This is a genomic window from Tianweitania populi (assembly GCF_014652875.1).
GTDB lineage: Bacteria > Pseudomonadota > Alphaproteobacteria > Rhizobiales > Rhizobiaceae > Tianweitania > Tianweitania populi.
This window is the reverse complement of sequence record NZ_BMZQ01000001.1, coordinates 734,877-748,500: the sequence shown is the minus strand read 5'-3', so window position 1 is coordinate 748,500 and position 13,624 is coordinate 734,877. Positions and strand designations below refer to the sequence as shown.

Genomic DNA, 13,624 nt, shown 5'->3' with positions numbered 1-13,624 from the left:
GACGTGTCGTCCCGAAGCGGAAGTCCTCACATCGGCTCTGTGAGGCGGCTTCTACTGCGTGAGTCCCCTTTCGTCAACCCCGAAAGGCGGCTGCTCTGGGATTAGTCGGCAGCTGGTGGTGAATAGGTGGTCTTAAGCAAGATAATTTCCTTCGTTGAAGCCGGCGTCTTGGAATCTTTCCGCATTCTTAATGCTAAACCGCTTCGCAACGACCGACAAACATATGGAAGGCTGGAATCATGAAGATGGAATCAGGTGAGAACGACAACGAGTCGCCTCCGGTGACGATCATCGTCGGTCGCGCCTGGATGCAGAAGGACGGCGATTCGGAGGAGGTTCACGTTTTGCTTGTTGCCCCTGACGATGACTCGGCTGTTCGCACCGCGTTGGAAGCCCTATCGCGCGAGGGCTATGTGGAAGCGGAACTCGATCAGATCGGCGAGATGCAGGGAATGCCGGATGAAGAACCGCATGCCTCCGCCTATCAGGGCGCCGTTGAAGGCGAGATCGCGATCGTCCGGCTGACTTAGCAATCTGCGCTTTGCTGAAACGAAAAAGGCCGCCCCGAAAGGCGGCCTTTTTCTTATTGCTTGTTGCGCCTTATTCGGCGGCGTTGGTCATGTCGGCCAACATCGGCTCGGCAACTTCCGAACCGGTCGACTTGCGGCGCTCGTCGAGGATCAACTCGTCGCGCGAGGTCGCAATACGGCGGATCTGCGTCATCTGACCGCCAGTACCGGCCGGGATGAGACGGCCGACGATGACGTTCTCCTTGAGACCCTGCAACGTGTCCATCTTACCGGCAACCGCCGCCTCGGTGAGAACGCGCGTGGTTTCCTGGAACGACGCTGCCGAGATGAAGGACGGCGTCTGCAGCGAGGCCTTGGTAATACCAAGCAACACCGGCTGACCTGCGGCAGGCGTCTTGCCTTCCTCGATCAAGCGATCGTTGATCTCGTCGAGTTCGACCTGATCGACATGATCGCCCGGAATGTAGGTCGAGTCGCCCTGCTCCGTGATCTCAACTTTCTGCAGCATCTGGCGAACGATCACCTCGATGTGCTTGTCGTTGATCAACACGCCCTGCAGTCGGTACACTTCCTGGATCTCGTTCACGAGGTAAGAAGCCAGCGCCTCGACGCCCTTGATGGCAAGGATGTCGTGCGGTGCCGGATTGCCGTCCAGGATGTAGTCGCCCTTCTCGATGACGTCGCCGTCCTGGAGATGGAACGGCTTGCCCTTCGGGATGAGATACTCGACCGGCTCCATGGCCTCGTCATGCGGCTCGATCACGATGCGACGCTTGTTCTTGTAGTCGCGACCGAAACGAACCGTACCGTCGATCTCTGCGATAACCGCGCAATCCTTGGGACGACGCGCTTCGAAGAGTTCCGCCACGCGCGGCAGACCGCCCGTGATGTCCTTCGTCTTGGCGCTTTCCATAGGAATACGGGCCAGCACGTCGCCAGGCTTAACGGATGCGCCGGGCTCCACTGACAGGATGGCTTCCACCGACAACATGAAGCGAGCGTCGCCGCCACGTGCCAGCTTGGCAATCTTGCCCTTGGCATCGAACACCGTGATCGCCGGCTTGAGGTCCGAACCACGAGGGGTCGAGCGCCAGTCGATGACTTCACGCTTGGTGATGCCGGTCGCCTCGTCCGCAGTTTCCTGCACGGAGATGCCGTCCACCAGATCTTCGAACTCCACGCGGCCTTCCAGCTCGGTGAGGATCGGACGGGTATACGGATCCCATTCGGCAATACGCTGACCACGACGAACTGCATCGCCGTCATCGACGTAAATGCGCGAACCGTAGGTCACGCGGTGGGTCGCACGCTCCTTGCCCGTCTCATCCAGGATGAGAACAGCCATGTTGCGGCCCATGACAATCAGATTGCCATCGGAGTTGCGCACCACGTTGCGGTTGCGGATCTGCACCTGGCCTTCATACGAAGCTTCCAGGAACGACTGATCGACGACCTGCGCCGTGCCGCCCATGTGGAAGGTACGCATGGTGAGCTGGGTGCCCGGCTCGCCGATCGACTGAGCCGCGATAACTCCGACCGCTTCGCCCTGGTTGACCGGGGTACCGCGTGCCAGATCGCGACCGTAGCAAACGGCGCAAACGCCGACGCGCACTTCGCAAGTCAGAGCCGAGCGGATGCGAACAGCCTGGATGCCAGCCTTCTCGATCTTCTCGATGTCGCGCTCGTCCATCAGCGTGCCGGCCTTGACCAGCAGATCGCCCGACAGCGGATGGTTCACGTCGTCCAGAGCCGTACGGCCAAGGATGCGCTGCCCGAGCGATGCCACGACCTGACCAGCATCCACGATCGGCTGCATGGTAAGGCCCTTCTCGGTGCCGCAATCGATCGCATTGACGATGCAATCCTGCGCCACGTCGACGAGACGGCGGGTCAGGTAGCCCGAGTTCGCGGTCTTCAAGGCGGTGTCGGCGAGACCCTTACGGGCACCGTGGGTCGAGTTGAAGTACTCGAGAACGGTCAGACCTTCCTTGAAGTTCGAGATGATCGGCGTTTCGATGATCTCGCCCGACGGCTTGGCCATAAGGCCGCGCATGCCGGCGAGCTGACGCATCTGCGTCGGCGAACCACGAGCACCCGAGTGGCTCATCATGTAGATCGAGTTCATCGGCTTTTGACGGCCGTCTTCGTTGAACTCGACTGCCTTGATGCGGCCCATCATTTCCTCGGCGACCTTTTCCGAGCACTTGGCCCAGGCGTCGACCACCTTGTTGTACTTTTCGCCCTGGGTAATCAGGCCGTCATTGTACTGCTGCTCATATTCCTTCGCGAGCGTCTCGGTGTCCGAAACCAGCTTTTCCTTGGTGTCCGGAATGACCATGTCGTCCTTGCCGAACGAAATGCCGGCGCGGCAGGCATGGCTGAAGCCGAGCGCCATGATGCGATCGCAGAAGATCACCGTCTCTTTCTGACCGCAGTGGCGATAGACCGTATCGATCATCTTGGAGATGTTCTTCTTGGTCATCTCCTGATTTGCGGTGTCGAAAGGAACGTTGACGTTCTTCGGCAGCAGCTCGGCGATGATCATGCGGCCAGGCGTCGTGTCATGGATCTTCGACACGACATTGCCTTCGGCGTCCACCGTCTTGAAGCGACCCTTGATCTTGGCGTGCAGTGTGACGGCCTTGGTTTCAAGAGCGTGCTGAAGCTCGCCCATATCCGCAAAGACCATGCCCTCGCCCGGCTCGTTCTGGTTGACGATCGAAAGGTAGTACAGACCCAGCACCATGTCCTGCGACGGCACGATGACCGGCGCACCGGAAGCAGGGTGCAGGATGTTATTGGTCGACATCATCAGAACGCGCGCTTCGAGCTGCGCTTCCAACGACAGCGGCACGTGAACGGCCATCTGGTCGCCATCGAAGTCAGCGTTGAAGGCGGTGCAGACCAGCGGGTGAAGCTGGATTGCCTTGCCTTCGATCAGCGTGGGTTCGAACGCCTGGATGCCAAGACGGTGCAGCGTCGGGGCGCGGTTCAGCAGAACCGGATGCTCGCGAATGACCTCGTCGAGGATATCCCAGACTTCTGGACGCTCTTTTTCGACCAGCTTCTTTGCCTGCTTGACGGTGGAGGAATAACCCTTGGCGTCGAGGCGGGCATAGATGAAGGGCTTGAAGAGCTCGAGCGCCATCTTCTTCGGCAGACCGCACTGGTGCAGCTTGAGCTCCGGACCGGTCACGATAACCGAACGACCGGAATAATCGACGCGCTTGCCAAGAAGGTTCTGACGGAAGCGGCCTTGCTTGCCCTTGAGCATGTCGGACAGCGACTTCAGTGGACGCTTGTTGGCACCCGTGATGACGCGGCCGCGGCGGCCGTTGTCGAACAGTGCATCCACCGCTTCCTGAAGCATGCGCTTCTCGTTGCGGATGATGATGCCAGGCGCACGCAACTCGATCAGCCGCTTGAGGCGGTTGTTACGGTTGATGACGCGGCGATACAGGTCGTTCAGATCGGAGGTCGCAAAGCGGCCACCGTCCAGCGGAACCAGCGGGCGCAGGTCCGGCGGGATCACTGGGACGATCTTCATGATCATCCATTCCGGACGGTTGCCCGACTCCATGAAGTTCTCGACCACCTTGAGGCGCTTGAGATACTTCTTCTGTTTCAGCTCGGACGTAGTGGACGCCAGTTCCGTGCGCAGATCGCCGGCGATCGTGTCAAGGTCCATCGAAGCCAGAAGCTCGTGGATCGCTTCGGCGCCGATCATCGCAGTGAAGCTGTCTTCGCCATACTCATCAACGGCGATCATGTACTCTTCCTCGCTCAGGAGCTGGTGCTCCTTCAGCGCGGTCAAGCCAGGCTCGGTGACGATGTAGTTCTCGAAATACAGAACGCGCTCGATGTCCTTCAAGGTCATGTCGAGCAGCGTGCCGATGCGCGACGGCAACGACTTCAGGAACCAGATATGCGCGACTGGCGCAGCCAGCTCAATGTGGCCCATGCGCTCACGACGAACGCGCGACAGCGTGACTTCAACGCCGCACTTTTCGCAGATGACGCCCTTGTACTTCATGCGCTTGTACTTGCCGCACAGGCACTCGTAGTCCTTGATCGGCCCGAAAATGCGCGCGCAGAACAGGCCGTCACGTTCCGGCTTGAACGTACGGTAGTTGATCGTCTCCGGCTTCTTGATCTCGCCGAACGACCAGGAAAGGATCTTCTCCGGCGAGGCCAGCGAGATCCGGATGGAGTCGAAGGTCTGTACCGGCGTCTGAGGGTTGAAGAGATTCATGACCTCTTGGTTCATGCCGTTCTCCTTATCGGGGTCCGCAAACCCCTCAATTTAAATCTCGCTCCGAGCGGCCCGCCCGGCATGTGTCGTGGCCGTCTTCTCGGGCCACAACGAGGCGGGATCATGATCCCGCCGAAATCGAAAGGTGCGCCGCCGTGGCGACGCACCAACAAGCCGTTTTACTCGGCAGCGTCCGGAAGCCGAACGGGCTCTTCGCCCTTCGAGTTCTCGAGCTGGACGTTGAGGCCCAGCGACCGCATTTCCTTGACGAGAACGTTGAAGCTCTCCGGAATACCGGCTTCGAACGTATCGTCGCCGCGTACAATCGACTCGTAGACCTTGGTACGGCCTGCAACGTCGTCCGACTTCACCGTCAGCATTTCCTGCAGCGTGTAAGCTGCACCGTATGCTTCCAGAGCCCAGACCTCCATCTCGCCGAAGCGCTGGCCACCGAACTGCGCCTTGCCACCCAGCGGCTGCTGGGTCACCAGCGAGTAAGGCCCGATCGAACGCGCGTGGATCTTGTCGTCCACCAAGTGATTGAGCTTGAGCATATATATGTAGCCCATCGTCACTTTGCGATCGAACGGTTCACCTGTGCGTCCGTCATAGAGCTGCGACTGACCCGACGAATGCAGACCGGCTTGTTCCAGCATCGCATTGATGTTGGCTTCGTTGGCACCGTCGAACACCGGCGTGGCAATCGACACGCCGCGCTTCATCTGGTCGGCGAGAAGCAGAACGCTCTCGTCGTCATAGTCGCGAACCGGCTCGTTGCGATCGTTGTCCGGCAGCAGTTCCTCGAGCGTGGCGCGCAGCGGCTTAATATCGCCACCGGTCTTGTACGCCTCGATCAATTCACCGATCTGACGGCCCATGCCCGCGCAGGCCCAGCCCAGATGCGTTTCCAGAATCTGGCCGACGTTCATGCGGGATGGCACGCCCAACGGGTTGAGCACGATGTCGGCATGCGTTCCGTTTTCCAGGAACGGCATGTCTTCCACCGGCACGATCCGCGAGACCACGCCCTTGTTGCCGTGGCGGCCGGCCATCTTGTCGCCCGGCTGCATCTTGCGCTTCACGGCCACGAAGACCTTGACCATCTTCATGACGCCCGGAGGCATCTCGTCGCCGCGCTGGACCTTCTCGACCTTGTTCATGAAGCGCTGCTCAAGCGCCTTCTTGGAGTCGTCGTACTGACCCCGAAGTGCTTCGAGTTCGCTCTGAGCCCGCTCGTCATCGACGGCAAACTGCCACCACTGCGAACGCGGATAGTCGGTAAGCATCTCACGGGAAAGCGTGGTGCCCTTCTTGAAACCCTTCGGACCAGCAACGGCTTCCTTGTCCGTCAGCATGTCCGCCAAACGGGCATACACGTTGCGGTCGAGGATCGCCTGCTCGTCGTCACGGTCCTTGGCGAGACGCTCGATTTCCTCGCGCTCGATGGCCATGGCGCGCTCGTCCTTCTCAACGCCGTGGCGATTGAAGACGCGCACTTCCACGATCGTGCCGAAGGTTCCGGGCGGCATGCGCATGGAGGTGTCACGCACATCGGAAGCCTTTTCGCCGAAGATCGCGCGCAGAAGCTTTTCTTCCGGCGTCATCGGGCTTTCGCCCTTCGGCGTGATCTTGCCGACGAGAATGTCACCCGGCGCCACTTCCGCACCGATGTAGACGATACCCGCTTCATCGAGGTTCTTCAGCGCTTCTTCCGACACGTTCGGAATGTCGCGCGTGATTTCCTCAGGTCCAAGCTTCGTATCGCGAGCCATGACCTCGAACTCCTCGATATGGATCGAGGTGAAGACGTCATCGGCGACAATGCGCTCGGACAGAAGGATCGAGTCCTCGTAGTTGTAGCCGTTCCAAGGCATGAACGCGACGAGCACGTTGCGGCCAAGTGCCAGATCGCCGAGGTCGGTCGACGGACCGTCCGCGATGATGTCGCCCTTCTGGATGCGGTCGCCGACGCGAACAAGCGGACGCTGATTGATGCAGCTCGACTGATTGGAGCGCTGGAACTTCATCAGACGATAGATGTCGACGCCCGACTTTCCGGCTTCGAGATCTTCCGTTGCGCGAATAACGATACGCGTCGCGTCCACCTGGTCGACGATGCCGGTACGGCGTGCACCGATTGCGGCGCCCGAGTCACGGGCAACGATCGGCTCCATGCCGGTGCCGACGAACGGCGCTTCGGCGCGAACCAACGGCACAGCCTGACGCTGCATGTTGGAGCCCATCAGAGCGCGGTTGGCGTCGTCGTTTTCCAGGAACGGGATCAGCGCGGCAGCGACCGACACCATCTGCTTGGGCGACACGTCCATGAGATCGACGTTTTCGCGCGGCGTCATCAAGACTTCGCCAGCGTTACGGCAGATCACGAACTCGTCCACGAACGAACCATTGTCGTCGAGCTCGGCGTTCGCCTGCGCAACGTAGTGCTTCGCTTCTTCCATCGCCGACAGATACACGACGTCGTCCGAAACCCGGCCGTCCTTGATGCGACGATACGGGCTTTCGATAAAGCCGTACTTGTTGACGCGTGCGAAGGTCGCCAGCGAGTTGATCAGACCGATGTTCGGGCCTTCCGGCGTTTCGATCGGGCAGATACGGCCGTAATGCGTCGGATGCACGTCGCGGACTTCGAAGCCGGCGCGTTCGCGGGTCAAACCGCCAGGTCCGAGAGCCGAAAGACGACGCTTATGCGTGATCTCCGACAGCGGATTGGTTTGATCCATGAACTGCGACAGCTGCGAGGAACCGAAGAACTCACGCACGGCGGCAGCGGCAGGCTTGGCGTTGATCAGGTCCTGCGGCATGACGGTGTCGATCTCGATCGACGACATGCGCTCCTTGATCGCACGCTCCATGCGCAGCAGACCGACGCGGTACTGGTTCTCCATGAGCTCGCCGACCGAGCGCACACGGCGGTTACCGAGATTGTCGATGTCGTCGATCTCGCCCTTGCCGTCGCGCAGCTCAACCAGCGTCTTCACGACGGCCAAGATGTCCTCGCGGCGCAGAACGCGCACGGTGTCTTCGGCGTCGAGTTCCAGACGCATGTTCATCTTGACGCGACCCACGGCCGAAAGGTCGTAGCGCTCGGCATCAAAGAACAGCGAGTTGAACATCGCTTCCGCCGTTTCGAGCGTTGGCGGCTCACCCGGGCGCATGACGCGGTAGATGTCGAACAGCGCGTCCTGACGGCTTTCGTTCTTGTCGACGTTCAGCGTGTTGCGGATATAGGCGCCCACATTGACGTGGTCGATGTCGAGAACCTCGACTTCGTTGCCGCCGCTTTCCAGCAGAACCTTGAGCGTCTTCTCGTCGATCTCGTCGCCGGCCTCGAGGAAGATCTCACCCGTGGCGTAGTTGACGATATCTTCGGCAAGGTAGTTGCCGATCAGATCGTCTTCCGTCGCCTTGAGTGCCTTCAGGCCCTTTTCGGACAGCTGACGGGCCTGACGCGCGGTGATCTTCTTGCCGGCTTCGACGACGATCTCGCCGGTGTCGGCGTCGACCATGTCGGTCACAGCCTTCATGCCGCGGAAACGCTCGGCCGAGAACGGAATGCGCCAATGATCGCCGGCACGCTTGAAGGTGATCTTGTTATAGAAGGTCGAGAGGATCTCCTCGCCATCCATACCAAGGGCCATCAACAGCGAGGTCGCAGGAATCTTGCGGCGACGATCGATGCGGGCGTGCACGACGTCCTTGGAGTCGAACTCGATGTCGAGCCACGAGCCGCGATAAGGAATAACGCGCGCAGCAAACAGCAGCTTGCCCGATGAATGCGACTTGCCCTTGTCGTGATCGAAGAAGACGCCCGGCGAACGGTGCATCTGCGAAACGATGACGCGCTCGGTGCCGTTGATGATGAAGGTGCCGTTGGACGTCATGAGCGGCATGTCGCCCATGTAAACGTCCTGCTCCTTGATGTCCTTGACGGATTTCGAGCCGGTGTCCTCGTCAATATCGAACACGATCAGGCGCAGCGTGACCTTGAGCGGAGCGGCAAAGGTCAAATCGCGCTGACGGCATTCGTCAACGTCGAACTTCGGATCTTCGAATTCGTACTTCACGAATTCCAGCATGGAAGCGCCGGAGAAGTCGGAAATCGGGAACACCGACTTGAAAACAGCCTGGAGCCCTTCGTTCTGACGTCCGCCTTCCGGCTCATCGACCATAAGGAACTGATCATAGGATGCCTTTTGAACCTCAATGAGGTTCGGCATCTCCGCAACTTCCGGAATATCTCCGAAGAATTTGCGCACGCGCCTGCGACCATTAAAAGTCTGCGTCTGGGCCATCGTCGCTCCTTGCTGCCTTACTGGCTTACCTCGCCCGCCATCGCTGCCGGGGTGCCGGATCGCTCCGGCCTATCTCTGAAACGGGCAGAAACCCATTTCCTAAAAGCCCCGCTGCGGCCCTCAGGAAAAAGGTTTCCCATCTTTCCTTCGTCGCAACCGGCGGATGGTTGAACCACCCGCCGGAAACAAGCGACGAAACGCTTACTTCAGTTCAACCTTGGCGCCTGCGCCTTCTAGCTGAGCCTTGAGCTTGTCAGCGTCAGCCTTGGAAACGGCTTCCTTGACAACCTTCGGCGCGCCTTCGACCAGGTCCTTGGCTTCCTTGAGGCCGAGACCGGTGATCGCACGCACTTCCTTAATGACGTTGATCTTCTGTGCGCCGGCATCCGTGAGGACGACGTCGAACTCGGTCTTCTCTTCAGCAGCTTCAGCCGGAGCAGCAGCGCCGCCAGCAGCAGCAACAGCAACAGGAGCAGCAGCGGAAACGCCCCACTTCTCTTCCAGCAGCTTCGACAGCTCAGCCGCCTCGAGGACGGTCAGGGCCGACAGGTCGTCAACGATCTTTGCGAGATCAGCCATGTTACTAGTTCCTTATGGTTGGTTCGAAACGTGTTCTGTTGATTGCGAGGAACGGCCTCAGGCCGCCTCGTCCTTCCGGGCATAGGCGCCAAACACGCGGGCGAGGTTGCCCGCCGGTGCGTTGACGACTGCGGCGATACGGGTCGCGGGGGTCTGGATCATGCCAACGATCTTCGCACGAAGTTCATCGAGCGACGGCATGGTTGCCAGAGACTTGACACCCTCGGCGTTCAACGCCGTGGCACCCATTGCGCCGCCGAGAATGACGAGCTTGTCATTCGTCTTGGCGAAATCGGATGCAACCTTGGGAGCCGCAACCGGATCGTCCGAGTAAGCGATGAGCGTCTGTCCCTTGAACAGGGCGTTCATCTCCTCGGAGTCCGTACCCTGAAGAGCGATAACGGCGAGGCGGTTCTTCGCGACTTTGACGGTGCCACCTGCAGCGCGCATCTTCGTACGAAGATCGTTCATTTGCGCCACAGTCAGACCGGCATAGTGGGCCACGACCACAGAACCCGTGCTTTTAAACACGTCGTTCAGGCCCGTGACGAATTCGCGTTTTTCCGCTCTATCCACTGCCTATCTCCAGTTGGCAGTCCACTTCTTGCGAAGCAGTCTGCCGGTTGCCTTTTGCCGGCGGGCGATCTGAAAGACCATCCGGTCGGCGTTCGAGGATCCTGTCCCCTTTCGCCATGCTGCTCGTTGCCGAACAGCACGCAGACAAAAGGCACTCACGGTTCGAACCGACAGCACGATGCCGCAGCATCGAGAAATCAGCCCTCACCCGTCTCATGCAGGCTTTGCGATTAAGGTCCCGCTCGTTTTGGAACCGCCTGCAGTCTCGGACAGGATTGCGGATCATTTCTGGTCCGCATATCCGGACGCCGAAGCGCCCGGAATTGGTAGGCCAGCCTCTCGGGCCAGCCGTTGCTTCCCTTAGGAAGCCGGGTTCAGGGTCGAGAAATCGACCTTGAGGCCTGGGCCCATGGTCGAGGTCAACGCGATCTTCTGAACGTACACACCCTTGGCGCCGGCCGGCTTGGCGCGAACAACCGCGTCAGCGAAAGCCCGGATGTTTTCCACCAGAGCGGTCGACTCGAAGGACGCCTTGCCAACGCCAGCATGAATGATGCCGGCCTTTTCAACGCGGAACTCGACAGCGCCGCCCTTGGACGCCTTGACGGCGCCGGCAACGTCGACGGTCACGGTGCCGACCTTCGGGTTCGGCATCATGCCGCGCGGGCCGAGGACCTTACCGAGACGACCGACCAGCGGCATCATGTCCGGGGTGGCGATGCAGCGATCGAAGTCGATCTCGCCCTTCTGGACGGTTTCAACCAGATCTTCCGCGCCAACAATGTCGGCACCGGCAGCGCGGGCTTCATCAGCCTTGTCACCACGAGCAAACACAGCAACGCGAACCGTACGTCCCGTGCCGTTAGGCAGGTTCACCACGCCGCGGACCATCTGGTCAGCATGGCGTGGATCAACGCCGAGGTTCATAGCGACTTCGATGGTCTCGTCGAACTTGGCAGTGGCGCGCTCCTTGAGCAGCTTCACGGCCTCGGCGAGATCGTAGTTCTTGTCGACATCAATGCCCTTGCGAGCGAGCGTGATGCGCTTTCCAGCCTTCTTAGCCATGATCTCAGCCCACCACTTCCAGGCCCATGGAGCGGGCCGAGCCCTCAACCATGCGCATCGCTGCATCGACGTCGTTTGCGTTCAGATCCTTGAGCTTCGCTTCGGCGATCTCACGAACCTGCGCCTGCGTGATACGGCCGGCCACGCCACCCTTGCCGGGAAGCTTCGAGCCGGACTCGATCTTGGCGGCCTTCTTCAGGAAGTAAGACACCGGCGGCGTCTTCATGACGAAGGTGAACGACTTGTCCTGATAATAGGTGATCACGACGGGGACGGGCGAACCCTTCTCCATCTCCTGGGTCTGCGCGTTGAACGCCTTGCAGAACTCCATGATGTTGATGCCGCGCTGACCAAGAGCCGGGCCGATCGGAGGCGACGGGGTTGCCGACGCTGCCTTGACCTGGAGCTTGAGCTGGCCTGCAATTTTCTTAGCCATATACTCTGCCTTCTTTATACCGGACTGATGCCGGCGGTTGCAGTGCGGTGGTTTGGTTGATGCGACCGGCTAAAGTCGCTCGTTCCTCCCACCGGCCTTTGCAGGAGAACCCTCCTGCTTACACACGAACCTTCAAGTCCGCGTGAAACGATCAGACCTTCTCGACCTGACCGAATTCGAGATCCACCGGCACGGCGCGTCCGAAGATGGAAACTTCGACCTTGAGGCGCGAACGCTCCTCGTCCACTTCCTGGACAAAGCCCTTGAAGGAAGCGAACGGACCGTCGGAGACGCTGACTTCCTCGCCGAACTCGAACGTCACCGAAGGCTTCGGACGCTCGACGCCTTCTTGCACCTGGTGCATGATGCGCTCGGCTTCCTTGTCCGTGATCGGCACAGGCTTGGAATCGCCCAGGAAGCCCGTCACCTTGGGCGTATTCTTGATCAGCGAGAACACGGCGTCCGACAGGTTGGCGCGCACCAGGACATAGCCCGGGAAGAACTTGCGCTCGGCATCGACCTTGCGGCCGCGGCGGACCTCGGTGACCTTTTCGGTCGGCACAACGATCTGCTCGATATGTTCCGACAGACCCTTCTGCTTGGCCTTCAGCTCGATGTCCTCAGCGACCTTCTTTTCGAAGTTCGAATAGGCATGGACGATATACCACCGTGCGGTCATCTCAGATGCTCTCCGTTTGTGGCCGTTAGCGTCCGAGGCCGAGGATCAGCTCGATGGTGTAACCCATCGCGAAGTCGGCAACGAAAAAGAACAGGCAGGCGATAAAAGCGAAAACCAAAACCATGAGCGTCGAGATCATCGTCTCGCGCCGGGAAGGCCAAGTGACCTTCGCTGTTTCCTGCCGCACCTGCTGCAGGAACGTTAATGGATTTGAAGTTCTGGACGCCATCTGTCGCTCAATTTTCGCGTTCCCGAGGGAACCAGTTTGCTGCACGCCTGTTGTCGCATGCTTGAAGAATTCCGACGCCGAACACGCCCCGTATTCGGCAATGCGCGGTCCGAATCACATGCAGGCATTCGCCCATGCAGTTCGGGCGCGTTGAACTCGGTTTCTCGAGTCCCACGCGCCGCGCAACGGTTGATATAAAACCGATTCTAGATCGGCGCAAGGGCTGGTTTAAGGGAAACAAGGGGAAAAGCGTGGCAGGGGCAGCAGGGCTCGAACCTGCGACCTGCGGTTTTGGAGACCGCCGCTCTACCAACTGAGCTATACCCCTAAGGGCGTCAAAGCGCCGGCCCGCTTCCTACGGATGTCGCGCCCGTCTGTAAAGAGCGAAGTCGCTTTCCGCTCAGATCAAACGACGAAAAAGACCAGGATAGGTTACCACGAAGCCATCGGCATCGACCTCGATCTCGCTTTGGAAGTCACTGTCGCGCGACTGGTAGAGGTAGAGGCTCCCCTTCTTGAGGCAGGTGTAACGCTGCGGATCTGCGGAAACGGCTATGTCAGGCAGATCGACATAGGCCGTTTCTATATCGGCGCTCTTACCCTCCGCCAGGTTCAGGCGGCGTATGGCAAGCGTGTTGGTCAGGGCCGATGCGGAAAGATCAGGCGCCAGGGCATAATCGAGCTCCATCACGGGCACGGAGCTGCTGAGCCACCTTCCCTTTGCATCCATGACCAGCAACAGTGACCGTTCCTCACCGATCACCGCGACGCTGAGAGATTGCGTATGCCACGCGCTGTCGAAGCGGAGCGCGTATCGGCAGGCAAAAGGCTTGGCGGCTGTCGGCGCGACGATGACGCCCTCCGCCAGGAAATCGAGCCCCTCGGAGCGGATCACGCAATGCTCCAGGCCGGCTCCATCCCAGCTTTGCCAGCGCAAGGTCTTGTTGCCTGCAAACAGCTGCATG

10 protein-coding genes and 1 tRNA gene are annotated in these 13,624 nt (G+C 59.9%); 1 reads left to right on the top strand and 10 read right to left on the bottom strand.

Annotated elements, in window-relative coordinates:
- Positions 1-239: 239 nt before the first annotated feature.
- Complete coding sequence (locus IE166_RS03720; protein WP_244641312.1) at positions 240-530, top strand: transcriptional regulator; 291 nt, start codon at positions 240-242, stop codon at positions 528-530.
- A 70-nt stretch (positions 531-600) separates the two neighbouring features.
- On the opposite strand, the gene rpoC is transcribed toward IE166_RS03720, so the two are convergent.
- The 10 genes from rpoC to IE166_RS03670 all read right to left on the bottom strand — a co-directional run bounded on the left by rpoC (position 601) and on the right by IE166_RS03670 (position 13,623).
- A complete protein-coding gene (rpoC, locus tag IE166_RS03715; protein ID WP_189501715.1) occupies positions 601-4,797 on the bottom strand; it encodes a DNA-directed RNA polymerase subunit beta' in 4,197 nt (1,398 codons plus the stop codon).
- A 164-nt stretch (positions 4,798-4,961) separates the two neighbouring features.
- Complete coding sequence (gene rpoB / locus IE166_RS03710; RefSeq protein WP_189501713.1) at positions 4,962-9,095, bottom strand: DNA-directed RNA polymerase subunit beta; 4,134 nt, start codon at positions 9,093-9,095, stop codon at positions 4,962-4,964.
- Between the two features lie 201 nt (positions 9,096-9,296).
- Entirely contained in the window at positions 9,297-9,674 is a 378-nt protein-coding gene (rplL, locus tag IE166_RS03705) for a 50S ribosomal protein L7/L12 (RefSeq protein ID WP_189501711.1), read from the bottom strand.
- Between the two features lie 57 nt (positions 9,675-9,731).
- Positions 9,732-10,250, bottom strand: a complete 519-nt coding sequence (gene rplJ / locus IE166_RS03700) for a 50S ribosomal protein L10 (RefSeq protein ID WP_189501709.1) — start codon at positions 10,248-10,250, stop codon at positions 9,732-9,734.
- A 360-nt stretch (positions 10,251-10,610) separates the two neighbouring features.
- Positions 10,611-11,315 (bottom strand): 50S ribosomal protein L1, encoded by a 705-nt coding sequence (rplA, locus tag IE166_RS03695; RefSeq protein ID WP_189501707.1) that lies wholly within the window; start codon positions 11,313-11,315, stop codon positions 10,611-10,613.
- A gap of 4 nt (positions 11,316-11,319) precedes the next feature.
- Positions 11,320-11,751, bottom strand: a complete 432-nt coding sequence (gene rplK / locus IE166_RS03690) for a 50S ribosomal protein L11 (RefSeq protein WP_189501705.1) — start codon at positions 11,749-11,751, stop codon at positions 11,320-11,322.
- A gap of 151 nt (positions 11,752-11,902) precedes the next feature.
- Positions 11,903-12,430, bottom strand: a complete 528-nt coding sequence (gene nusG, locus IE166_RS03685; protein ID WP_189501703.1) for a transcription termination/antitermination protein NusG — start codon at positions 12,428-12,430, stop codon at positions 11,903-11,905.
- 25 nt (positions 12,431-12,455) lie between these two features.
- Complete coding sequence (secE, locus tag IE166_RS03680) at positions 12,456-12,659, bottom strand: preprotein translocase subunit SecE (protein ID WP_189503224.1); 204 nt, start codon at positions 12,657-12,659, stop codon at positions 12,456-12,458.
- A 252-nt stretch (positions 12,660-12,911) separates the two neighbouring features.
- A tRNA-Trp gene (locus IE166_RS03675) sits at positions 12,912-12,987 on the bottom strand.
- Between the two features lie 72 nt (positions 12,988-13,059).
- Positions 13,060-13,623: a putative glycolipid-binding domain-containing protein gene (locus tag IE166_RS03670; protein ID WP_189501701.1), complete on the bottom strand. Its 564-nt coding sequence runs from the start codon at positions 13,621-13,623 to the stop codon at positions 13,060-13,062.
- Position 13,624: the final 1 nt, after the last annotated feature.